This window comes from Streptomyces sp. NPDC021622, from assembly GCF_040640795.1.
Classification (GTDB): Bacteria; Actinomycetota; Actinomycetes; order Streptomycetales; family Streptomycetaceae; genus Streptomyces.
This window is the reverse complement of the sequence record NZ_JBFACK010000012.1, coordinates 1-23,879: the sequence shown is the minus strand read 5'-3', so window position 1 is coordinate 23,879 and position 23,879 is coordinate 1. Positions and strand designations below refer to the sequence as shown.

Annotated in this window: 17 protein-coding genes and 1 pseudogene; 12 read left to right on the top strand and 6 right to left on the bottom strand. The window is 70.1% G+C overall.

Annotation, left to right across the window (positions count from 1 at the left end; all coding sequences use genetic code 11):
• Nucleotides 1-84 precede the first annotated feature (84 nt).
• The 5 genes from AB0G47_RS23660 (at nt 85) to AB0G47_RS23640 (ending at nt 7,398) form a co-directional block, all read left to right on the top strand.
• Complete coding sequence (locus AB0G47_RS23660; protein WP_360773280.1) at nt 85-1,524, top strand: gamma-aminobutyraldehyde dehydrogenase; 1,440 nt, start codon at nt 85-87, stop codon at nt 1,522-1,524.
• Nucleotides 1,525-1,796: 272 nt separating this feature from the next.
• Nucleotides 1,797-4,436 (top strand): MXAN_6230/SCO0854 family RING domain-containing protein, encoded by a 2,640-nt coding sequence (locus AB0G47_RS23655; RefSeq protein ID WP_360773277.1) that lies wholly within the window; start codon nt 1,797-1,799, stop codon nt 4,434-4,436.
• Between the two features lie 128 nt (nt 4,437-4,564).
• Complete coding sequence (locus AB0G47_RS23650; RefSeq protein ID WP_360773275.1) at nt 4,565-5,728, top strand: spermidine/putrescine ABC transporter substrate-binding protein; 1,164 nt, start codon at nt 4,565-4,567, stop codon at nt 5,726-5,728.
• 171 nt (nt 5,729-5,899) lie between these two features.
• The gene (locus AB0G47_RS23645) at nt 5,900-6,724 is read left to right on the top strand and encodes a hypothetical protein (protein WP_360773272.1); all 825 of its coding nucleotides are present in this window, start codon (nt 5,900-5,902) and stop codon (nt 6,722-6,724) included.
• A complete protein-coding gene (locus AB0G47_RS23640; protein ID WP_360773269.1) occupies nt 6,721-7,398 on the top strand; it encodes a class F sortase in 678 nt (225 codons plus the stop codon). The genes AB0G47_RS23645 and AB0G47_RS23640 overlap by 4 nt, the downstream gene beginning before the upstream one ends.
• A gap of 39 nt (nt 7,399-7,437) precedes the next feature.
• Here AB0G47_RS23640 and AB0G47_RS23635 read toward each other — a convergent pair whose 3' ends face one another.
• The 5 genes and pseudogenes from AB0G47_RS23635 to AB0G47_RS23615 all read right to left on the bottom strand — a co-directional run bounded on the left by AB0G47_RS23635 (nt 7,438) and on the right by AB0G47_RS23615 (nt 14,864).
• Nucleotides 7,438-7,902 carry a hypothetical protein gene (locus AB0G47_RS23635; RefSeq protein ID WP_360773267.1) on the bottom strand — a complete coding sequence of 155 codons (465 nt, stop codon included), beginning with the start codon at nt 7,900-7,902 and terminating at the stop codon, nt 7,438-7,440.
• A 28-nt stretch (nt 7,903-7,930) separates the two neighbouring features.
• Nucleotides 7,931-12,481, bottom strand: coding sequence for a DUF6531 domain-containing protein (locus AB0G47_RS23630; RefSeq protein ID WP_360773264.1), 4,551 nt, complete (start codon nt 12,479-12,481; stop codon nt 7,931-7,933).
• 217 nt (nt 12,482-12,698) lie between these two features.
• Nucleotides 12,699-12,845 (bottom strand): annotated as a pseudogene (locus AB0G47_RS23625) (winged helix-turn-helix transcriptional regulator); the annotation flags it as partial.
• A gap of 240 nt (nt 12,846-13,085) precedes the next feature.
• Complete coding sequence (locus AB0G47_RS23620; RefSeq protein WP_360773262.1) at nt 13,086-13,772, bottom strand: glycerophosphodiester phosphodiesterase; 687 nt, start codon at nt 13,770-13,772, stop codon at nt 13,086-13,088.
• 33 nt (nt 13,773-13,805) lie between these two features.
• Complete coding sequence (locus AB0G47_RS23615) at nt 13,806-14,864, bottom strand: adenosine deaminase (protein WP_360773259.1); 1,059 nt, start codon at nt 14,862-14,864, stop codon at nt 13,806-13,808.
• A gap of 291 nt (nt 14,865-15,155) precedes the next feature.
• On the opposite strand from AB0G47_RS23615, the gene AB0G47_RS23610 reads away from it, so the two are divergent.
• Nucleotides 15,156-15,815, top strand: coding sequence for a DUF4190 domain-containing protein (locus AB0G47_RS23610; RefSeq protein WP_360773257.1), 660 nt, complete (start codon nt 15,156-15,158; stop codon nt 15,813-15,815).
• A 9-nt stretch (nt 15,816-15,824) separates the two neighbouring features.
• Here the strand turns inward: AB0G47_RS23610 and AB0G47_RS23605 are convergent, their stop codons facing one another.
• Complete coding sequence (locus AB0G47_RS23605; RefSeq protein WP_360773255.1) at nt 15,825-16,382, bottom strand: NADAR family protein; 558 nt, start codon at nt 16,380-16,382, stop codon at nt 15,825-15,827.
• A 207-nt stretch (nt 16,383-16,589) separates the two neighbouring features.
• Here AB0G47_RS23605 and AB0G47_RS23600 point away from each other — a divergent pair, with 207 nt between their 5' ends.
• The 6 genes from AB0G47_RS23600 to AB0G47_RS23575 all read left to right on the top strand — a co-directional run bounded on the left by AB0G47_RS23600 (nt 16,590) and on the right by AB0G47_RS23575 (nt 23,801).
• Complete coding sequence (locus AB0G47_RS23600; RefSeq protein WP_360773252.1) at nt 16,590-18,092, top strand: gamma-aminobutyraldehyde dehydrogenase; 1,503 nt, start codon at nt 16,590-16,592, stop codon at nt 18,090-18,092.
• A 55-nt stretch (nt 18,093-18,147) separates the two neighbouring features.
• Nucleotides 18,148-19,392, top strand: coding sequence for an extracellular solute-binding protein (locus AB0G47_RS23595; protein WP_360773250.1), 1,245 nt, complete (start codon nt 18,148-18,150; stop codon nt 19,390-19,392).
• A gap of 71 nt (nt 19,393-19,463) precedes the next feature.
• On the top strand, nt 19,464-20,624 hold the full coding sequence (locus tag AB0G47_RS23590) for an ABC transporter ATP-binding protein (RefSeq protein WP_360773247.1): 1,161 nt from the start codon (nt 19,464-19,466) through the stop codon (nt 20,622-20,624).
• Complete coding sequence (locus AB0G47_RS23585) at nt 20,621-21,550, top strand: ABC transporter permease (RefSeq protein ID WP_360773244.1); 930 nt, start codon at nt 20,621-20,623, stop codon at nt 21,548-21,550. Before AB0G47_RS23590 ends, AB0G47_RS23585 begins: the two co-directional genes overlap by 4 nt.
• A complete protein-coding gene (locus tag AB0G47_RS23580; RefSeq protein ID WP_360773241.1) occupies nt 21,550-22,353 on the top strand; it encodes an ABC transporter permease in 804 nt (267 codons plus the stop codon). Before AB0G47_RS23585 ends, AB0G47_RS23580 begins: the two co-directional genes overlap by 1 nt.
• Nucleotides 22,354-22,379: 26 nt before the next feature.
• The gene (locus AB0G47_RS23575) at nt 22,380-23,801 is read left to right on the top strand and encodes an FAD-dependent oxidoreductase (RefSeq protein WP_360773238.1); all 1,422 of its coding nucleotides are present in this window, start codon (nt 22,380-22,382) and stop codon (nt 23,799-23,801) included.
• Nucleotides 23,802-23,879 lie beyond the last annotated feature (78 nt).

The following is a 23,879-nucleotide window of genomic DNA, read 5'->3' as shown; positions in this document are numbered from 1 at the left end:
GTTCTGGGCCTGCAGGTATGTTGAAAGCGTCTGTAGAACGACTAGGGTGGGTGTCTCATCCACTGGACATCAGGAGGGCAGGACGTGACCACCGAGCTGCGCCGTCTGCGTAACTACATCAACGGCGAATTCCGGGACGCCGCCGACGGCCGGACCACCGAGGTGGTCAACCCCGCCACCGGCGAGTCCTACGCCACCGCGCCGCTGTCGGGACAGAGCGACGTCGACGCCGCCATGGAGGCGGCCGCGGCCGCGTTCCCCGCCTGGCGTGACCTGACGCCCGCCGAGCGTCAGAAGGCCCTGCTGAAGATCGCCGACGCGTTCGAGGAGCGCGCCGAGGAGCTCATCGCCGCCGAGGTCGAGAACACGGGCAAGCCGATCGGACTCACGCGGTCCGAGGAGATCCCGCCCATGGTCGACCAGATCCGCTTCTTCGCGGGTGCGGCCCGGATGCTCGAAGGCCGCGCGGCCGGCGAGTACATGGAGGGTCTGACCTCCATCATCCGCCGCGAGCCGATCGGCGTCTGCGCGCAGGTCGCCCCGTGGAACTACCCGATGATGATGGGTGTCTGGAAGTTCGCCCCGGCGCTCGCCGCGGGCAACACCGTCGTCCTCAAGCCCTCGGACACGACCCCCGCGTCGACCGTCCTGATGGCCGAGATCATCGGCTCGATCGTCCCCAAGGGCGTCTTCAACGTCGTCTGCGGCGACCGTGACACGGGCCGCGCGATGGTCGAGCACCACACCCCGGCGATGGCCTCCATCACCGGCTCCGTGCGCGCCGGCATGCAGGTCGCCGAGTCCGCGTCCAAGGACCTCAAGCGGGTCCACCTGGAGCTGGGCGGCAAGGCGCCGGTCGTCGTCTTCGAGGACGCCGACATCGCCAAGGCCGTCGAGGACATCTCGGTGGCGGGCTTCTTCAACGCGGGCCAGGACTGTACGGCCGCCACGCGCGTGCTCGTCCACGAGTCCATCCACGACGAGTTCGTGACGGCGCTCGCCAAGGCCGCCGCCGACACGAAGACCGGCCAGCCGGACGACGAGGACGTGCTCTTCGGCCCGCTCAACAACGCCAACCAGCTGAAGCAGGTCTCCGGCTTCATCGACCGCCTTCCGGCGCACGCCAAGGTCGAGGCCGGCGGTCAGCGGGTCGGCGAGAAGGGCTACTTCTACGCCCCGACCGTCGTCTCGGGCCTCAAGCAGGACGACGAGATCATCCAGAACGAGGTCTTCGGCCCGGTCATCACCGTCCAGTCCTTCACGGACGAGGCGCAGGCCGTGTCGTACGCGAACGGCGTCGACTACGCCCTGGCCTCATCGGTCTGGACGCAGAACCACGCGCGCGCCATGCGCATGTCCAAGGTCCTCGACTTCGGCTGCGTCTGGATCAACACGCACATCCCGCTGGTCGCGGAGATGCCGCACGGCGGCTTCAAGAAGTCCGGCTACGGCAAGGACCTTTCGGCGTACGGCTTCGACGACTACACGCGCATCAAGCACGTGATGACGTCGATCGAGGGCTAGGCGCCTCGGGCTCAGCGGGAACCGGCCTGGCGGATCCGTCTGCCTCGTCGCTCGCCGTCGGCCTCCGCGGACCGTGGGGGCTGGTCGCACAGTTCCCCGCGCCCCTACGGGGCCCTCGGCGTTTAATCGTGTGACGCCTTATCCGCCCCCGCGTACCGTCAGGTACGCGGGGGCGGCTCCGTGATGTGCTTCCTTCTTTCTCTTCTCTGCAAAAGATCCGTAGCGCATCCACTCCCCGCCCCCGCCTTTCTGTACTACGGGGGTGTGACCTGATGACGGCGACAACGACGAACGACGACCTCGCGGGACTGCTGCTCCGCCGTCGGCAGAGTGTGTACGTTCCCGAAGGCGCCGGACGGTCCGCCGTGAGCGACGCCGCCGTCGTCGTCCTCGAAGCCGAACTCGCCGACCGCGGGCACCTGTTGACCGCCCCGCTGCGCCGCGCGCTGACCGCGCTGTCCGCCCAGGACCTCGCGGTGACCGGGCGGGGGCTGCTCGCCGATGTCGACGCCCTGATGGGCTCCGACCGTCACCATGCCCCGCTGTTCCGTCGGTTCCCCGACGAGATCCCCTACCAGCACGCGTACGACCGCTTCACCGCGACCGTCCTCGCACACCTCGCCGCCCAGCCGCACCAGCCCTGCATGAACTGCGCGGGCACCAAGGCCCGGGTGCGTGCGCTCGCGCCCTGCGCGCATCTGCTGTGCGACGACTGCCACCCGAAGATGCTGGACTGGGGCTGCTGCGAGGAGTGCTGCGTCTGGTACGGCTGCCCGATCTGCGAGCAGCGTTACGAGACGGACGGGCCCACCGATCCCTGGATCGACACAGGGGCGGGCCTTGGCGGTGACGGCGGCGAGATCCTGCGCGCGCTGCGCCTCGGCGCGCCGGGCGACGCAGCCGCCGAACTCGCCGCGCTGCTCGCCCGCCGCACGCCTCTCAACCCCCAGGACCACGACGACCTGGTCCTGCTCCTCGGGCACCTGGACCCGGCCGACGCCGCGAACTGGCTCCCGGCCGCCATTCCGCTGCGCGAGAGCAAGGCGCTCGCGCTCGCGCCGCTGCTCGATGTGCCCGACGTGCGCGCGCTCGTGGGGCGGTACGCCGATACCGCCACGGATGTGCTGCGCGTACTCGTCGTACGTTCCGGGGGCGACCCCGATCTGCTCGAACTGCCGCGCCTGCGGGGGCTTTCGCGGCCCGTGCGCCGCGAACTCCTCGCCCTGCTCGACGCGTTCGACTTCCGGCGCCTCGCCGAGGACATGGCCCGCCACCCGCGCGCGTGGAAGCGGGCCGGTGAAATCCTGCACCCCTTCGAGGGCGCCCACCGGCACGCGCGCGTGGCGCTCGCCTTCGCGGTCCTGCGCGGGACCCGCATCGGCGACGGCGCCCTCGGCGAGACGCTGCTCGCCGAGGCCGCCCGGCACGAGGACGTCCGCCTCGAAGGCGACCGGCTGCGCGTCGTCACCTGGCAGGGGCTCGTCGAGGAGGCGCTCGGCCGCTGGGACACCGAGGCCGCCGCCGGACTCCTTCGCGAGCGCCCCGGTGAACTCCTGCGCCGCCTCGACCTGTTGCTGGCCCGGTCGGGCTCGGCGACGCTCCCGGCCGCGGTGGGCGATGCGCTCGCCGACGCCCTGCCGCGCACCGCTCCCGGGCCGCTGCTCGGCGCGTACGGGCGGATGAAGGTCCGTTCCGTGCCGGGGCACCGCCGCGTCTTCTTCCCGCGCGGGCGGGTCACCAAGGCGTACGCGGTCGAGGACCACCGGCCGCCGCTGCCTGCCCGGGTGGCGGGCCGGGCCGGTGAGCTGATCGGGGCGGAGGCCGTGCGGCGGCTCGCGGCGCGCGAGGGGGAGCGGTACGACGTGGCCGTCCTGGACGCCTCGCTCGCCGACCTGCCGGTGCCGTTCGCCGAGCGGGCGTCGGCGGCCTCGCTGGTCGCGGTGCCGCGCGGCAGCTCACTGCCCATGCCGAAGGACAGCGAGACCGTGCGGCTCTTCCTGCACTGGCTGCAGCCCAAGGGCCTGCGCGTCGACCTCGACCTGTCCGTCGCGCTCTACGACGACCTGTGGCGCTTCGTCGGTCTCTGCGACTACACGCAGCTTGAGTACGCGGGCGGCGCCGCCCGGCACTCCGGGGACCTGACCTCGGCGCCGGCCCCGCACGGGGCCACCGAGTACCTGGACCTGGACCTGCCGCGGTTGGCGGGCACGGGGGTGCGGTTCGTGGTGCCCGCGGTCCTCTCGTACAACGACGTGCCGTTCGACGAACTCCCGGACGCCTTCGCGGGGTTCATGGCGGTCGAAGGTGTCGAAGGTGTCGAACGTGTCGAAGGTGTCGGGGGCAAGGGGCGGGCCGTCTACGACCCGCGCACCGTCCGCCAGCGCTTCGACCTCGCGGGCGACGCGACGCTGCGGGTGCCGATGATCGTCGACCTGCGGACGCGCCGCGCGTGGTGGGCCGACGTCACCCTCGCCACCACCGGCGGCAACCACGACGTGTGGCGTTACAAGCGGCAGCTCGCGCACATCGGCAACGACCTGCTCGACTCGTTCCAGCCGCGCGGCCGGGCCACCCTGTGGGACCTGGCCTGCTGGACGGCGGCGGCGCGCACCGAAGGCGACGTGTACGTACGCGGCCGCGGTCACGTCCTGTGGGGCTACCGCCGTGCCGAGGACGAGCCGCGCGCCGACTTCGCGCTGCGCATCCGCGACGGCTGGGAGCCGGACGCGCTGTGTGCCGAGCCGGAGCTGACCGGCCGCCGTGCCCTTCTCGCGCTTCTGCACGGCGAGTTGGCGGGCGCGGAGGACGCCGCGTCCGGCACGGCGTACCGCCTCTACCCGGGTCCGGTCGACGCCGCGCCGCTGGAGCGGATCACGGCGGGGGACCTGGCGGGGTGGCTGGAGCCCGCGTGATCGACGCGTGATCGACGCGTGATCGACAGGGTGTCGTGTCCCGACTGCTCGGCTCGACGCAGCGTCCATTGCTTGTACGAGGCACGCAGGCGCATGCTGCCGAGGTGCGAGCGAACCCGATACCCTCCGTGTCCCGCCGGTCCCTGCTGCGCGCCGTTGGCGGTGGTGCCGCGATCGGTGCGCTCGCGGGGTGCGGTGTGCCGGCCGCGTACATCGGGCCCGGTGAGCGGGGAGCGCCCGACCGGTCGAGGCAGGACAGGAAGCTCACCTTCGCCAACTGGCCGCTCTACATCGACACCGACGACGATGACGCGGCGAAGCGGCCCACGCTCGACGCCTTCGAGAAGCGGACCGGCATCGACGTCCGCTACACGGAGGAGATCAACGACAACGACGAGTTCTTCGGCAAGATCAGCCCGTCCCTGATGAACCACCAGGAGACGGGCCGGGATCTCATCGTCATCAGCGACTGGATGTGCGCCCGTTTCGTGCGCCTGGGATGGGTCCAGGCGATGGACCGGAGCAAGCAGCCGAACGTCGCCAAGTACCTTGACCCGCTGCTGCGTTCACCCAGCTTCGACCCGGGCCGCAAGCACACGGTGCCCTGGCAGTCCGGCATCACCGGCATCGCGTACAACAAGCGCAAGGTCGGCCGCGAGATCAAGCAGGTGTCCGATCTGTGGGCCGATGACCTCAAGGGCAAGGTCACGCTGCTCTCCGGGCTCGACGAGTCGTTCGCGCTCCTGATGCAGGGCGACGGCGTCGACATCACGAAGTGGAAGGCCGACGACTTCCACCGCGTGTGCGACAAGGTGGAGAAGCTGGTGGCGGCGAAGCACATCCGCCGGTTCACCGGCAACGACTACATCAAGGACCTCTCCAGCGGCGACGTCCTGGCCTGCCAGGCCTACAGCGGCGACGTGATCCAGCTCCAGGCGGACGACCCGGACATCGAGTTCGTCGTCCCCGATGAGGGCGCGGAGCTGTGGGCGGAGTCCCTGATGATCCCCAACCTGGCGGGCCACAAGCGGAACGCGGAGCGGCTCGTCGACTACTACTACGAGCCGGAAGTAGCCGCCGAGCTGGCCGCCTGGGTCAATTACGTCTGCCCCGTCCCGGCCGCCCGCGACATCCTCGCCTCCTCCAAGGACAAGGAAGTGGCGGCCCTCGCCGAGGACCCGCTGATCTTCCCGGACGACGCGATGCGGGGGCGGCTCGCGATCGCGCGGGACATCACTTCTGAGGAGCGGACGGAGTTCGCGAAGCGGTGGAACGCGATCGCCGGTCTGTAGCTCCTCCCTTTGAACACCCGAGAGCCTCGTTCCGTTTCATGGGTAACTGCCTCGCAGCCAAGGGGCAGTTGATGCCCATGTGACGTTCGGCGGATCGCTCGGGCATCGCCAGGAATTCCGTACGACATGCGGCCTTCCCGTCCTTTCGGGTGCCGCGGAAAAGGAATGAACGTGATGCCCAAGCGGACCGGCCTTCTCGCGGCGCTCGCCGCTCTGCCCGTCACCCTTCTCACCGTGGCCGTCTCGTCCCCGGTGTTCGCGGCGGACCCCCCGGCCTACCAGATCGACCTGGCGCAGCTGAACGGCTCCGGCTCCAAGGGAACGGCCCTCCTGAGCCTGCGCGGCAATGCGCTGACCGTATGGATCAAGTCCGAGGGACTGGTACCCGGCCAGCCCTCGGCACAGCACCTGCACGGATCCACCGACGGGCACGACTTCCAGTGCCCGGACGACAGTGCCGACACCAACGGCGACGGCGTCCTCGACAACACCGAGGCCACCGTCCACTACGGCGACATCAACATCTCGCTGACCGAATCCGGGGGCACCGACGCGGGCAGCGGCCTCGCCGTGGACCGGATGCCGGTGGCCGACGCGCAGGGCAAGGTCTCCTACAAGCGGACCATCACCGTGGGGCAGGACGTGGTGGACCAGATCAAGGACCTGCACATCGTGCAGCACGGCGTCGACCGCAACGACAACGGCAAGTACGACTTCGAGGGCGCGGGCAAGAGCGAACTCGACCCGAAGCTTCCCCAGGAGGCCACCGCTCCGACCAACTGCGGTGTGGTCAAGGGCGCGGCCGTCGGATCCGTCCCCGTCGGCGGGGTCGAGACCGGGGGCGGCGACGCGGGCGGCACGTCCCAGGGTGTGGTGATCGGTGCCGCCGGGGCGGCGTCGGCGGCGGCCGCTGGAGTGCTGCTTCTCGCGCGGCGGCGGATGGTGGCCGCTGCGGTTGCCGTTGCCCCGGCTGCGAAGACGGGGGATGCCGCGTGAGCCGCTCGGTCCGCAGGGTGTGGGCCCGCTTCCGCCATGGCTCCGCCGCAGTGATCGCCGCCGTCGCGGCGGCCCTGGTACTCACCGCATGCGCGGGCGAGGACACGACTGCCTCGTCGGCGTCCCCGCAGGGCCAGAGCACGGCGCGGGGCGGTGCGGCAGGTGACCAAACACCGGCGACGGGGTCGGGGTCGGGGTCGGGCCGGTCCGCCACAGCTCTGGACCGGTCGATGCCACAGCGGATCGCCATCCCCTCCCTGGGCGTGTCCAGCGAGCTGGAGACGCTGGGGCAGAACGCGAAAGGGGCGATGACGACGCCGAAGAACCCCGACCTGGCGGGCTGGTACGAACCGGGCCCCACCCCCGGCTCCCGGGGCCCGGCGGTGATCGCCGGACACGTGACCTGGAACGGCGCGGACGCGGTCTTCAAGAAGCTGAAGACGATGAAGGCCGGAGACACCGTCGAGGTGACACGCCAGGACGGGAAGACGGCCACCTTCACCGTGGACCGCGTCGAGGAGTACCCGAAGAAGAAATTCCCCACCCTGGAGGTGTACAAGAACATCGACTACGCGGGGCTCCGCCTGATCACCTGCGGCGGCGACTTCGACGCGGACCGGAACTACTACCCCAACAACGTCACGGTGTTCGCGAGGATGACGGGTGTCGCGTAGAGCCTGGGAAGGTGTTCTCGCGGTGCGGCTCTCCTCGCGTCAGCGGCGGCGGCTCAGGGCCTTTCGGGCGTCCTCGGCCGCGTACGTGATGTTCAGCCGCCAGGTCGCCAGTTTGTCCTTCACCTTTGAGGCGACCGTGCGCCACTTGAACCACAGCGGCAGCTTCCGGAACGGCACGTAGTCGAGGGTGTCGTCGACCGCGGTCTCGGCGAGGCCACCGTGCCCCTCCGCGCGCAGCGCGGCGTACAGCTCCGGGGTGAGTTCGCCGTTGACCCGTGCCGCCGTGCCGGCCGCGGTGTACGCGAATCCTCGCTGACCGCGGTCCGGCAACCGCATCGCCTTGATGATGCGGGGCGAGGCCTCCTCCAGGGGACAGTTGAAGGCGAGTCCGATCACCGCCGTGCCGAGGCGCTCCTCGCCGCGCTCGTAGGCCGCGTCCCACTCGGCGGGGTCGTCGATGCCCAACAGGCCTTCGCCGCTCTGCCAGTTCCATTTGGACGCCATGACCGGTACTTCCTGCTTCCTGCGTACGTCACCCGTCGCACTTCGGCGGCGGGAGCACCTTCTGCTTCTTCTTGTTGTTGATCATTTTGGCCCTCACCAGCTTGGTCAGAGTGTTCTCCTTGACCGCGCTCGACGGGTACGAGGCCTGCACGTGGCCATGGTAGATCTCCTTGACGATCTTGCCGTTCTTGTCGGTTTCGTACCTGTGCCGGTCGAGAACCACGATCTCGTTGTTCACGTGGTCCACGCCGACGCGCCGGAAGTCATCCGGGTTGGTGCCGTCGCCCCGGACGATGGACCGGTCAAGGGCGGCCTGGCCGTTCGCGGGCGCGCGGCCGATCTCGCCCTTGGCCGACGAAGAGGCGCCCGAACCGTGCTTGTCGTACTCCGAGTCGTCGTAGATACGGGTCGGAGTGTCGCCCTCAAGGCCGAGCGGGTCGCTCCAGCGCAGCGGGTTGTCGACGTACGCGTGGTGGTTCGGGGCAGGGGTCAGGCCCAGCGGGTCGGGGGAGAGGTAGCTCGCCGTGTCCGGGTCGTAGTAGCGGGACAGGTTGTAGTGCAGGCCTGTTTCCGGGTCGCGGTACTGGCCGGGGAAGGACAGCGGGCACAGGCCGTCGTCGGTGCCGGCCAGCGGCCTGCCCCACAGGCTGGTGGCGGAGCGCCAGGCGATCGCGCCGTCGTCGCCGACGAGTTCGCTGGGGGTGCCGACCAGGTCGGTGACGATCGCGTAGAACTGCCTGCTGACCTCGTCCGGGTCCGCGGTGCGCCACCGGCTGCGCACCTGGGCCGCCGCACGGTGGGTGCCCGGCTCCCAGTCCCAGGTGTCGGTCTGGGCCAGGCCGTCCCGGAGCGACGTCTGCTCCGCGAGGTTGCCGCCGTCCCAGGTGAAGAGGATCTCCTCGGCGACCGAACCGTCCTCGTTCAGGCGGGACTTGGCGGTCCGGCGGCCGAGCGCGTCATAGCGGTAGCGCCACACGCCGCTGTCCGGCGTCCCGGCCTCGGTGAGCCGGTCCTCGGCGTCCCAGGCGTACGTCCAGATGCGGCGCAGGCCGGACAGGGTCCGCCGGATCACACGGGTCACCCGCCCCTGGGCGTCGCGCTCGTACGTGCTGCGGCCCGCCGCGGTGACGTTCGTCCCGGAGTGGTGCGCCGGGCCCTGCGCGTCCTGACCGCCGGGGGCCGGGTGGTCGGCGGCGGTGAGGTTGCCGAGGTCGTCGTAGGCGTAGGTCTCGGTCCAGGTCCGGGCCGACACCCGGGTGACACGGCCCACGGGGTCTAGGTCGAACGTGCGGGCGCCGGCCAGGCGGTCCTCGACCCCGGTCAGGAATCCGTCCGCGCGGTAGGCGTAGGAGCGGGACTGCCGCACGGCCGTGCCGCCGCCGGTGCTCGCCCGGACGACCTGCTCGACGAGGCGGTGCCCCGCGTCCCAGGATTGGGTCAGCGTGGCCGCGGCGCCCAGGCCGCGGGCGGTCTCCCGGCCCGCCGCGTCATGCGCGAAGGTCAGCTCGCCGCCCGCGGTCACCAGCGAGGTGGGCAGGCCCGCGGAGTCGTACGACCAGTGCGAGGTGGCGCCGGACGGAGTGGTCCGCCGCACCCTCCTGCCCAGTGGGTCGTACGCGCTGGTGACGGTGCGGCCTTCGACGGTCTCGGCGACGATCCGGCCGGCCATGTCGTAGGCGTAGGCGACGCTGCCGAGGGGGCTCGTCGCCTCCAGGAGGCGCCCGGACGGGTCGTAGCGCAGCGAGGTGACCGTGCCGTCGTTGGTGCGTGAGGTCACCACACGGCCCGCGGCGTCGCGGGTCACCCGCACCGTCTGGCCGGTGCCGTTGGTCCGCTCGACCTGTTGTCCTGTCGGGTCGCAGGCATAGGTGAGCGTGCGGCCCTCGAAGTCCGTCTCGCCGATCAGGGTGCCCGCCGCGTCATAGCGGTAACTCCAGGTGTTGCCACGGGGGTTGAGCACTCCCGTGAGCCGCAGCTCGGAGTCGTGGGTGAAGCGGTAGCGGGTGCCGTCCGGGTCGGTCCTCGCGCTGGGCAGGTCGAATGCCCCGTACTCGAACGTGGTGGTGGACCCGGCCGCGTCGCGGTGCTCGGTGAGGTTGCCCTCCGCGTCGTACGACCAGGCCTCCCGGCCGCCGTCGGCGCGCTCCCGCCACAGCAGCAGGCCTTCCGGGTTCCAGCTCTGCCGGACCGTCCCGCCGACCGCGTCGTGGATCTCCACGGCACGGCCGAACGCGTCCCTGCGCACGGTGACGACACTGCCGCGCGGATCGACGACCCGCACCGGAAGACCGGCCCCGTCGTTCTCGAACCTGATGGTGTTGCCGAGCGCGTCGGTCTCGCTGACCCGGTATCCGCGCTCGTCATAGCCGTACGAACTCACCGCGCCCAGCGGGTCGGTGCTGGTGAGCAGGTTGCCCCGGTCGTCGTACGCGCCCTCCCAGCGCGCCCCGTCGGCCTCCGTGATGGCGACCGGCAGGATGCCGTCCGCGTACTCCACCTGGACGCTGGTGCCGTCAGGACGGTCCATGCGCACCGGCTGGCCGTGCGCGTCGAGGGTGAAGCGGGTCGTGCGGCCCAGCTCGTCGGTGCGGGACACCAGATGGCCGCGGGCGTCGTACTCGGTGTGCACGGCAAAGCCCAACGGGTCGACGACGCGGGTGAGATGGAGCCGCTCGTCGTGGTGGTACTCGGTGGTGTGGCCGAGCGAGTCGGTGTAGCGGGTGACGCGTTCGTCGGGGTCGTAGCCGATCACGCAGTCGAGGGCGGAGTCCGCGCCCTCGCCGCGGATGCAGCGGTCCTCTTCGTCGTAGGTGAACCGGAACCAGAAGTCGTTGCGGTCGGTCCAGGACGTGACGCGGGCGTGCTCGTCGTAGCCGAGCCGGTAGGGCAGTCCGGACGAGTTGTGGATCTCGCTCAGATTGCCGGCGTCGTCGTACCCGTAACGCAGCAGGGTCGTGCCGTCGGGACCGGCCTCGGCATCGCGCAGGCGAAGCCCGGACACCCGGCCGCCCTCGGTGTCGACGTCGATGTGGTAACCGCCCGAGTGGCGTACGGCGACGGGGGTGCCGTCGGTGGCCCGGTCGAAGTCGATGCGGTGGCCGTTGCCGTCCGTCACCGCGGCGAGCGGCATGGTGAACGCCTCGTCGGCGGCCGCGGCCCTGCCCGTCGGCGCGAAGTGGCGGGTGTGGCCGCTGTCCGGGTCGGTGATGCGGATCGGCGCACCGGGGGCGCCGTCCCAGTCCAGTGGCCAGCGCGGGCCTGCCACGGGCATGACCGAGGTGCCGGGCGCGGGCACCGGGTAGATGAGGATCATGCCGTCCTCGGTGGCGAACAGCGCGCCTTCGTGGTCGAGTTCGAGGCGCTCGTCCAGCGTGGATGCCCAGGACGGGCCGAACCAGCGGCCCGAGAAGTAGCTGGAGAGGTGGGTGCGGCGCAGGATCAGCGGCAGCAGGCCCGGCAGTTGGACGTCGGTCTTCTCCATGAGCATCTCGCCGGAGACCATGTCGATGGGGTCGCCGTTCTTGCAGCGGCCCTTGGCGGGCTTGCTGGTGGCCAGGTCGTCCCCGCCGCGCCGCAGGCCGTTCTTGAGGCCCTTGCCCATCCCCTTGAGGCCCTTCATCCCCTTGGCGAGCTTGGCGGCGGTGGTGAGGCCCTTGGCTCCCGGAATGCAGTCCATCGCGGCGAACGCGACGTCCATGAGGGTGGCTTGGCCTTTTGCGTATTTACTCAGGGTGTCGGCGAGGACGATCGCTCCGGCCACGATCACGATCGCGGCGAGAATGGGCCCGCCCACGATCATCGCAATCACGCCGACCACGGCGACGACGACCTTGCAGACCGCGATGATGGTGTCCCAGTTGTCGGAGACCCAGTCGCCGATCTCCTCCCACCACTTGCGGTTCTGGATGCCCGCGTCGGAGGCCTCGTCGATCTTCCGCTTGGCCGTCCCGGCGGCCTCCTGGCGCATCTTGCGCGCGTCCTCGGCCATCTTCTTCGCCGCATCCAGCGCACTCTGCGCCGAGGTGACATCACCCTGCGCGGTGGTCTGCGCCTTCTCGGCGGAGGCGGCGTTGCGGGTGGCGGCCTTGACCTTGTCCGGGTCCGGCTTGGGCACATCCTTGCCCTTGTTGCCGTCGTCGTCGTCCTTGTACTTGTCGGCTTCCTTGCCCGCCCGCTCCACCCACGAGTTCGCCGACGTCAGCTTGGACTTGGCACTGCTCAAGTCGGCCTGCGCCTCACGGCCCTTGACCAGCGCCTTGTCGGCGAGGGTCTGGGCGCGCTCCAGGTCCGGCCAGTACGCGGACAGGGCATCGCCGGCCATCTCGTAGCTCTTCTTGAGCTTCTTCAGCTTGGCGGGAGCATCCTCGAACTGCTCCGTGAACGCGTCCGCGGTTTTGCCCGCCCACTTCAGGATCGCGTCCTCGCCCGCCATCCCCTTGATGTCGCGCAGCACCCTGCCGACATCGTCGGAGAAGTCATGCAGATTCTTGGCGAGACTCCGCACCCGGTCCGGATCACCCGGAGTCGGATCCTTGTCCAAGTCCAGGACATGCCAATCCCGCGGCCTATGGCCCGCCATGTTGCAACCCCCGTCACACCTACATCATCAACTGCCCTGAGTACACATGAACGTACAAGGTCATGACGTCCGGCGGAAAGCCGACGGTTCCATGGCCGTCCCGTCCCTGCGGCCCAGGTCAGCGCTGGGCGGACCCCCGGACGGCAGGCTCGCCATGGCGCGTTGTCTACGCAGGCTCGCCCGACGCCCGGTCGGCTCGCTCCTGTGCCGTGCGGGAGACCAGGCCGTTGTACTCCAGGCGGCGCAGGGTCTCCGTGAGGATCTTGGGGCTGATGCCGCCGATGTGCGCGCGCAGGTCGCCGGGGCGGCGCGGGCCGTGCCGCAGGGCCCACAGGACCACGGCGTTCCAGGTGTTGGAGAGCAGATCGCGCGCTCGGTGCTCAGTGGGTGCCCGGCCCGGGAACTGGTGAAGGACATCGGCTGTGCGCCCTTCGTCGCCGGTGGCCTCGACCGCGCAGGGCTCGTGGAGGCGACGGCCGCGCTGCGTCATCGGGCAGGGGGTCCCCCTGCTCATGAAGAGCTTGGGGGAGGAGGGTGAGCGAGGGCGCGATCGCGCCGCCGCTCGCGTACGCCACGGGCGGGCGGTGACGCGGGTCCTTTGCCGTCAGGCGTGCGCCGCGAGGACCCTGTGGAGCACGTCGACGCGGTTCGTGGTGATCGCGTCGACGCCGATGTCGACTAGGCGGCGCATCGAGCGCTTCGTGTCCGGGGTCCAGGCCGAGACGAGGAATCCCTCGCGCTGCACCTCGACGGTCAGGTCGCGGTCGAGCAGCGTGAAGCGGTAGTTGAGCCAGCGCGGCTTGATCGCGTCGAGCACGGCGCGGCGCGGCGGGGCGAGGCTCGTCCAGGTCAGGGCGATCTCGGCGGCGGGATCGGCGGCGCGCACCGCGAGCATCGTCTGCGCGCCCGCGCAGTAGTACGCGCGCTCCGCCGCCCCGCAGTCGGCGATCATGCCGACGACCGTGCGTACGGACTCGGGCGTCGCGCCCGGCAGATCCACCATGAGCCGGTGTCCTTCGGTCGCCTCGATGGCCTCTTCGAGGGTGGGTACGCCGTACCCGGTGAGGCCGCGCACCTCGTCGACGGAGAGCGCGGACAGCGGGCGTTCGTGGTCCCAAAGGCGCTTGAGCGTCGCGTCGTGCAGCAGGACGGGGACGCCGTCACGGCTGACGCGGACGTCGATCTCCACCGCGTCCGCGCCCCGTTCGAGCGCGGAGCGCAGGGACGGGAGGGTGTTCTCGCGGACACGGTAGGGATCGCCTCGGTGGGCCACGGCTGTCACGGTGCGCATGAGCCCATTGTGGTGCCGCCCTGTGGTTCCGTCCTACGGAGCGAGCCAGGTGTCCGTGTACGTGTCGATCTCCGCGACGATCCTCGCCTTGCCCGCCGGGTCGAGGAACGACGCCTCGACGGCGTTCCTGGCCAGGGCCGCGATGCCCCGTTCGTCGAGGCCGAGGAGGCGGGCCGCGACCGCGTACTCGCTGTTCAGGTCGGTGCCGAACATGGGCGGGTCGTCGGAGTTGATGGTGACCGGGACGCCGGCGGCGACGAACTCCTTGATGGGGTGCTCGTCGATGGTGGTGACGGCGCGGGTCGCGATGTTCGACGTCGGGCAGACCTCGAGCGGAATGCGCTGCTCGGCGAGGTACGCGAGCAGCTTCGGGTCCTGGGCGGCGCTGGTGCCGTGGCCGATGCGCTCGGCGCCCAGGTCGGTCAGGGCGTCCCAGATCGTCTGCGGGCCCGTCGTCTCACCGGCGTGCGGCACGGAGTGCAGGCCGGCCGCGATCGCGCGGTCGAAGTACGGCTTGAACTGCGGTCTCGGTACGCCGATCTCGGGGCCGCCGAGCCCGAACGAGACCAGGCCCTCGGGGCGCAGCTTGTCCGTGGTCGCGAGCCGCAGCGTCTCCTCGGCGGACTCCAGGCCCGCCTCGCCGGGGATGTCGAAGCACCAGCGCAGTACGACGCCGAGCTCGTCCTGCGCCGCCTTGCGGGCGTCCTCGATGGCGTCCATGAAGGCGCGGTCGTCGATGCCGCGGCGCACGGAGCTGAAGGGGGTGACGGTCAGCTCGGCGTAGCGGATGTTCTGCCGGGCCATGTCGCGGGCGACTTCGTACGTGAGCAGGCGTACGTCGTCCGGGGTGCGGACCAGGTCCACGACCGAGAGGTAGACCTGGATGAAGTGCGCGAAGTCCGTGAACGTGAAGTAGTCCGCGAGGGCCTCCACGTCCGTCGGCACCTTGGAGTCGGGGTGGCGGGCGGAGAGCGCGGAGACGATACGGGGGGACGCCGAGCCGACGTGGTGCACATGCAGTTCCGCCTTGGGCAGTCCGGCGATGAAGGCATGTGGGTCACGCTGCTGCTCTGCGGTGCGCGGTTCGGTCACGGTTTCCTCCCCAGGAACGGGCTTGATCGGCTGATCGGTGGGTCGCGGAACATCGTAGGCGGCGGGATTCCGGTGGCGGGCTGGCGGCTGCCGGGCGGCGCCGGGGCCGTAGCATGACGGAACGTATGAAAGAGGTGACTCGCCATGTCCAAGGCCGAGGGGCCGGCGCCGGGCACCGGCGCCGAGCCTGAGCGGGATCCGTGGGCACCGCCGCCGGAGGATGCGCCGCGGGGGGCTGCGGGGTCACGGGGGGCCGCTGGGTCACCGGGAGCTCCGGGAGCGCCGGTTCCGTTGGAGAAGCGGGATCCGTGGGCGCCGCCCGAGGAGGTGCCGCCGGGTGCGGGGCGGGCTTCGGGGTGGTCGGCTCCCTCCGTGCACGATCAGTCGACGATCGCCGCGGGCGGTCCCTTCGCGCCGCCTCCGCCGCCGGCCGCCGGGGCGGGTGAGCCGGTGCCGCCGCCTCCGATCGGTCCCGAGGGGCCGGGGCAGATGCCGTACGGCTACCCGGGAGGTCCGGGTCACCCGGGAGGTCCGGGGCACCCGGGGTACCCGAGTCCGCAGGGATATCCCGGCTACCCCGGGTATCCGGGCCACCAGGGGCAGGGCCCGCCCGGGTACGGCTGGCCCGCCATGCCGATGGCGCCCGCCAACGGGATGGGCGTGACCTCGCTCGTCCTGGGGATCATCGCGGCCGCCGTCTTCTGCCTGTGGCCCCTGGCGATCGTCCTCGGCGTCCTCGCGATCATCTTCGGGGCGATCGGGCGCGGCAGGGCGCGGCGCGGCGAGGCGACGAATCCCGGGCAGGCGCTGGCGGGGATCATCTGCGGGATCGCCGGGGTCGTGCTGGGCGTGGGGCTCCTGGTGGCGCTGATCGTCATCCCGGACGACGCGTTCGAGGACGGCGCCTCGGGGGAGAGCGGCCACGCGGTGACCGTGGCCGCCGGCCCCTGAGCCGAACGCCTAGCGGAGCCGGTCCCTGGCCGCCATCAAGGCGAACCCCAGCAGATTCGGCCCCCGCCACTTCTCCGGATCCTCGATCCGGGGGTCGTCGGCTGCCAGGCCCACGCCCCAGATGCGGTCCACGGGGCTTGCCTCCACAAGGACCCGCGAACCCGTCCCCACGAGGAATCCGCGGAGCTCGTCCGTCGACGAGAACTTGTGGACGCTGCCCTCGACCACGATCCCGAAGCGCTCCCGCTCCCATATCGCCTCGTCGAAGCCCCGCACCAGGCGCCCCGCCTTCTTCGCCTCGGCGGGCGTCCGCGAGGCGAGGACCGCGCGCTCCGCCTCCGCGTCATCGAAAAGGCGGGCCTTGGCCGCCATCATCCAGTGCTCGGCCGTCCCGTACTCCACCCCGTCCACGGTGAACGGCGCGAGCCACCACTGGCTCAGGCAGCTGGAGCCGAGCGTGCCGTCCCTGCGCGGGGTGTGCCCCCAGAAATGGAGGTACTTCACCCGCTCGCCGTCGCCCTTCCGCAACGCCGCGACCAGCGCTTCCACCGAGTCGATCTTCGTCATGCATGCGAGTCTGGCACGCACCACTGACACTCCGTCCTGGGTTTTCCGGGACGACTCGACACCTGGTCGACAGATTCCGTCGCGTAACCAAAAGGCAACAACGGAATCACTTGTTGGAGCATCAGTGCTCTGTCAGGATCGGCACTCAAATCGATCTGGAGCTACGCCGACCCCTGCGGGACGGGGGCGACGGCGGAGGAGAGCGTCATGCACAACTTCCAGGCGCAGGACCACTTCGCGGAAGGCGCGCAGTACATCGCCGGACGGCTGACCGAGGGCACGTCGGGGAGAACCCAGGCGGTCGTCGACCCGGCCACGGGCGACACGGTCCACACATACGAACTCGCGGGCGAGAAGGACGTCGACGCCGCGGTCGCCGCGGCCGCGCACGCCTTCCCCGCGTGGGCGGGCGCCACGCCCGGCGAGCGCTCCGACGCCCTGCACCGCTTCGCCGCCGTCCTGGCCGACCGCGCCGAGGAGTTCGCCCAGGCCGAGTCGCTCCAGTGCGGCAAGCCGATCAAGCTGAGCCGGGAGTTCGACGTCCCCGGGACCGTCGACAACGCCGCCTTCTTCGCGGGGGCGGCACGGCATCTCCAGGGCCAGTCGGCAGGCGAGTACTCCGGTGACCACACCTCGTACATCCGCCGTGAGCCCATCGGCGTCGTCGGCTCCATCGCGCCCTGGAATTACCCGCTCCAGATGGCCGCCTGGAAGGTGCTCCCGGCCATCGCCGCCGGTAACACCATCGTCCTCAAGCCCGCCGAGCTCACCCCCTTCACCTCGCTCCTCTTCGCGCAGGCCGCCACCGAGGCGGGCATCCCCGACGGTGTCGTCAACATCATCAGCGGCGCCGGGCGGGACGCCGGAGAGCGGCTCGTCGGCCACCCCGACGTCGCCATGACCTCCTTCACCGGCTCCACCGGCGTCGGCAAGCGCGTCGCCGAGATCGCCACCGCCACGGTGAAGCGACTGCACCTGGAGCTCGGCGGCAAGGCTCCCTTCGTCGTCTTCGACGACGCCGACCTGGAGGCCGCCGTGCACGGCGCGGTGGCCGGCGCGCTCATCAACACCGGGCAGGACTGCACGGCCGCCACGCGCGCGTACGTACAGCGACCGTTGTACGACGCCTTCGTAGAGGGCGTCGCCGAGCTCATGGAGAGCGTGCGGCTCGGCGACCCGTTCGACCCGAGCACCGACCTCGGGCCGCTCATCTCGCACGTCCACCGCGACCGCGTCGCCGGTTTCGTCGACCGGGCCCGCTCCTACGCGCGCGTGGTCACCGGTGGCGAGGCGCTCGCCCACCCCGGCGCCTTCTACAAGCCCACCCTCATCGCCGACGCCGCGCAGGACAGCGAGATCGTGCAGTCCGAGATCTTCGGGCCGGTTCTTGTGGTGCTGCCGTTCGACTCCGACGACGAGGGCATCCGGCTCGCCAACGACACCCCCTACGGCCTCGCCGCCTCCGCCTGGAGCCGCGACGTCTTCCGCGCCAACCGCGCGACCCGCGAGATCAAGGCGGGCTGCGTCTGGATCAACGACCACATCCCGATCCTCAGCGAGATGCCGCACGGCGGATACAAGGCATCGGGCTACGGAAAGGACATGTCCGCCTACTCCTTCGAGGAGTACACGCAGGTCAAGCACGTCATGTTCGACAACACTGCGGTGGTCCGCAAGGACTGGCACCGCACGATCTTCGGGGACCGATAGCCAGTAGGCCGCCCGACCAGCGGCCGCACACCCTCCCGAAAGGGCAACCAAGCGCATGGAGCAGTACGAGCCCGAACGCCTGTCCCCGCCCCAACTGGCCGCCATGCAGCGCAGCTTCAGGAACGGCAGGGCAGCCCTCACCCGCCGTTCCCTGCTGCGCGCCGGCACCGGCGGCGCGTTCGCCATCGGCGGCCTCGGGGCACTCAGTGCCTGCGGGATCCCGGCAGCGAGCAAGGGTCAGGGCGATGTCTCGTCCGAGGACCACTCGGCCAAGGAGAAGCAGATCTTCTTCTCCAACTGGACCGAGTACATGGACGTCGACGACGACGAGAACCGCCCCACCCTGGACGCGTTCACCAAGCGGACCGGCATCAAGGTCAAGTACACCGAGGACATCAACGACAACGTCGAGTTCTTCGGGAAGATCAAGCCGCAGCTCGCGGCAGGTCAGGACACCGGACGCGACCTCATCTGCGTCACGGACTGGCTCGCGGCCCGGCTCATCCGCTTCGGGTGGGTCCAGAAACTGGACCCGGCCAACCTGCCCCACGCGTACGCCAACCTGGCGTCCCAGTTCCGCAACCCGGACTGGGACCCGGGGCGCGCGTACTCGTACCCCTGGACCGGCATCTCCACGGTCATCGCGTACAACAAGAAGGCGACCGACGGCGAAGAGATCACCTCGGTGTCGCAGCTCCTGGACAACCCCAAGCTCAAGGGCCGCGTCGGCTTCCTCTCCGAGATGCGCGACTCCGTCGGCATGACGCTCATCGACATGGGCAAGGACCCGGGGAAGTTCACCGACGACGACTTCGACGCGGCGATCGCCCGCCTCCAGAAGGCCGTCGACAAGAAGCAGATCCGCCGCTTCACCGGCAACGACTACACCTCGGACCTGGACAAGGGCGACCTCGCCGCGTGTCTGGCCTGGGCCGGTGACATCGTCCAGCTCAAGGCCGACAACCCGGACATCGACTTCCACATCCCGGACGCCGGTTACATCACGTCCACGGACAACCTCCTCGTCCCGAACAAGGCGCGCCACAAGCGCAACGCGGAACGGCTCATCGACTACTACTACGAGCCCGAGCCCGCCGCCCGCCTCGCCGCGTACATCAACTACGTCTGCCCCGTCGACGGCGTACGCCCCGAGCTCGCGAAGCTCGACAAGGACGCGGCGAACAACACGCTGATCCTCCCGGACAAGGAGATGGCGGCGAAGTCCCGCGGTTTCCGCTCGCTCACGCCGAAGGAAGAGACGGCGTACGAGGAGAAGTTCGCGAAGCTCACCGGCGCGTGATCCGGCTCCTGAGCGGCGCCTCGCGCCTCCTGTAGTCCCCCTTGACTCTCCCTCGACCCCCTGGACGCACCATGACGACTGCTACAGAACACAGCGGCGACGTCCGCCTCACCGGGATCAGCAAGACGTACGGCTCCTTCACCGCCGTGCAGCCGCTGGACCTGACCGTGCCGCAGGGCTCCTTCTTCGCGCTGCTCGGCGCATCCGGCTGTGGCAAGACCACGACGCTCCGCATGATCGCGGGACTCGAGGAGCCCACATCGGGCACCGTCCACCTCGGCGACCAGGACGTCACGGCACTGCCGCCCTACAAGCGGCCCGTCAACACCGTCTTCCAGTCGTACGCGCTCTTCCCGCACCTCGACATCTTCGAGAACGTCGCCTTTGGCCTGCGCCGCCGCGGCATCAAGTCCGTGAAGAAGCAGGTCGGCGAGATGCTCGACCTGGTCCAGCTCGGCGAGCAGGCCCGCAAGAAGCCGCACCAGCTCTCCGGCGGCCAGCAGCAGCGCGTCGCCGTCGCCCGCGCCCTGATCAACCACCCCAAGGTGCTGCTCCTCGACGAGCCGCTCGGCGCCCTCGACCTGAAGCTGCGCCGCCAGATGCAGCTCGAACTCAAGCGCATCCAGACCGAGGTGGGCATCACCTTCGTGCACGTCACGCACGACCAGGAGGAGGCCATGACGATGGCCGACCAGGTCGCGGTGATGAACGCGGGCCGCGTCGAACAGCTCGGCGCCCCCGCCGACCTCTACGAGAACCCGGGCACCACCTTCGTCGCCAACTTCCTCGGCACGTCCAACTTCATAGAGGCAGAGATCGCCGGACGCAGCGGCGACGACCTCACCCTGAAGGCGGGCGACGGCAAGCTCACGCTGCCGGCCGCGCGATGTTCGGCTTCCACGGCCACGGGCGGCAAGGTCCTGCTCGGCGTACGCCCGGAGAAGATCTCCCTCACGCACGCCGACGCGGCGGGGGAGATCCCCGACGGGCGCAACCGCATCACGGGCCGCATCGCCGACAGCAGCTTCATCGGCGTCTCCACGCAGTACGTCGTCGACAGCCCGCTCTGCGACTCCTTCGAGGTGTACGCGCAGAACATCGAGCGCGACACCCGCCTCGTGCCCGGCACCGAGGTCGTCCTGCACTGGAACCCGGCGCACACCTTCGGCCTGGACGCCGCGCAGGACGTCGAGGCGGGCGTCGAGAAGGTCGAGGAGGACGCCTCCGCATGACGACGACCCTCACCGAAGCGCCCCCGGAGAAAGAGCCCGAGGCGGCGCCCCGCAAGATCCGCAAACGCGGCCGCCTCGTCCCCTACTGGCTGCTGCTCCCCGGCATCCTCTGGCTCGTCGTCTTCTTCGCGCTGCCGCTGGTCTACCAGGCATCGACCTCGGTCCAGACCGGCTCCCTCGAGGACGGCTTCAAGGTCACCTGGCACTTCGCCACCTACTGGGACGCCCTGAACGACTACTGGCCGCAGTTCCTGCGCTCGGTGATGTACGCGGGCGCCGCCACGATCCTGTGTCTGCTGCTCGGCTATCCGCTCGCGTATCTGATCGCGTTCCGCGCGGGCCGCTGGCGCAACCTCATCCTCGTACTCGTCATCGCGCCGTTCTTCACCAGCTTCCTCATCCGTACGCTGGCCTGGAAGACGATCCTCGCGGACGGCGGGCCCCTGGTGGGCGCCCTCAACTCGCTGCACGTCCTGGACGTCACCAGCTGGCTGGGCGTCACGCAGGGCGACCGGGTCCTTGCCACACCCCTCGCGGTGATCTGCGGACTCACGTACAACTTCCTGCCGTTCATGATCCTGCCGCTCTATACGTCCCTCGAACGCATCGACGGGCGCCTGCACGAGGCGGCGGGCGATCTCTACGCCAAGCCGTCCACCACCTTCCGCAAGGTGACCTTCCCGCTCTCCATGCCGGGTGTCGTCTCCGGAACGCTGCTCACCTTCATTCCGGCGGCCGGCGACTACGTCAACGCGGATCTGCTCGGCTCCACCGACACCCGCATGGTCGGAAACGTCATCCAGACGCAATTCCTGCGCATCCTGGATTACCCGACGGCCGCGGCACTCTCCTTCATCCTCATGGCGGCGATCCTGGTCATGGTCACCGTCTACATCCGTAAGTCCGGGACGGAGGATCTCGTCTGATGGCTGCCTTCTTCCGCTGGCTCCGCGGCAAATTCGTCGTCATCGCTGGTCTGCTGACGCTCGCGTATCTGCTGCTCCCGAACATCGTCGTGACGGTGTTCTCCTTCAACAATCCGACGGGGCGCTTCAATTACTCCTGGCAGGAGTTCTCGCTCGACGCCTGGAAAGACCCGTGCGGTGTCGCCGACATGTGCGGCTCGCTCTCGCTGAGCCTGCAGATCGCCACCTGGGCGACGATCGGCGCGACGCTGCTCGGCACGATGATCGCCTTCGCCCTCGTGCGCTACCGCTTCCGGGCGCGCGGCGCGGTGAACTCGCTGATCTTCCTGCCGATGGCGATGCCCGAGGTCGTGATGGCCGCCTCGCTGCTCACGCTCTTCCTCAACATGGGCGCGCAGCTGGGCTTCTGGACGGTTTTGATCGCCCACATCATGTTCTGCCTCAGCTTCGTGGTGACCGCCGTCAAGGCGCGCGTCATGTCGATGGACCCGCGCCTGGAACAGGCCGCGCAGGACCTTTACGCGGGTCCCGTGCAGACGTTTCTGAGGGTGACGCTCCCGATCGCCGCGCCGGGCATCGCGGCCGGCGCACTGCTCGCCTTCGCGCTCTCCTTCGACGACTTCATCATCACGAACTTCAACGCGGGCTCCACCGTGACCTTCCCCATGTTCGTCTGGGGATCGGCGCAGCGGGGCACGCCCGTTCAGATCAATGTGATCGGTACGGCGATGTTCCTCGTCGCCGTGCTTCTGGTGCTCGCCGGAATGCTGCTCGGCAAGCGTCGCAACAGAACCGCCAAGTAAGTGAATTCCTGAAGGAGTTGGAAATCATGGCCCCAAGCGCCATGACCCCCCGTTGGACCAAGTCTCTCTCCGACGCCCAGCCGGTGTCCTACTGGCTGGACGACCCGGGCAAGCCGCACGCCGAGCCCGCCCTCACCGCCGACGAACAGTGCGACCTGCTCGTCGTCGGCGGTGGCTACAGCGGACTGTGGACCGCGCTCATCGCCAAGGAGCGCGATCCGCACCGCGATGTGGTCCTCGTCGAAGGCCGCGAGGCGGGCTGGGCCGCCTCCGGCCGCAACGGCGGCTTCTGCGCCGCCTCTCTCACGCACGGCATCTCCAACGGCCTGTCCCGCTGGCCCGGCGAGATCGCGAAGCTGGAGGAGCTCGGCGCCCGCAACCTCGACGAGATCGAGGCGGCCGTCAAGCGCTACTCCATCGACTGCGACTTCGAACGCACCGGTGAGATCGACGTGGCGACGCAGCCGCACCAGCTCGCCGAACTCCACGAAATGTACGGCGAGATGGCGGAGCACGGCCTCGCGGACGGGTCCGAACTCCTGGACGCGGACGCGGTGCGCGAGCACGTCGACTCGCCCACCTTCCTCGGCGGCCTCTGGGACCGCGAAGGCGTCGCGATGCTGCACCCGGCGAAGCTGGCCTGGGGCCTCAAGCGGGCCTGCCTGGAGAAGGGCGTACGCATCTACGAGCACACGCCCGCGCTCCAACTCGCCTCGTCCGGCGCCGGGATGGCGGTCCGCACCCCCTACGGCCGGGTCCGCGCCCGCCAGGTCGCGCTCGCCACGAACATCTTCCCGTCCCTGGTCAAGCGCCTGCGGCCGTACACGGTCCCGGTCTACGACTACGCGCTGATGACCGAACCGCTGAGCGAGGAGCAGCTGGCGGCCATCGGCTGGAAGAACCGCCAGGGCCTGGGCGACAGCGCCAACCAGTTCCACTACTTCCGGCTCTCCGCCGACAACCGCATCCTGTGGGGCGGCTACGACGCGATCTACCCCTTCGGCGGCAAGCTGCGAGCCGAGCACGACGACCGCCCCGAGACGTACGCGAAGCTGGCGGGCCACTTCTTCACCTGTTTCCCGCAGCTGGAGGGCCTGCGCTTCACGCACGCGTGGGGCGGCGCGATCGACACCTGCTCGCGCTTCTCGGCGTTCTTCGGCACGGCCCACGCGGGACGCGTCGCATACGCGGCGGGCTACACCGGGCTCGGTGTCGGGGCCACCCGCTTCGGTGCCGACGTGATGCTCGACCTGCTCTCGGGCGAGCGCACGGAACGCACCTCCCTGGAGATGGTCCGCACGAAGCCGCTGCCGTTCCCGCCCGAGCCGTTCGCGTGGACGGGCGTCGCGTTGACCAAGTGGTCCCTGGCGCGGGCCGACGAGAACGGCGGCAGGCGCAATCTGTGGCTGAAGACGATGGACAAGCTGGGCCTCGGCTTCGACAGCTGAGGCGCCCGCGGGGCGGGGGGGGGGGGTTGGCGGAGGCGCACCCGAACCACACCCCCCCCCCACCCCACAACACCCACA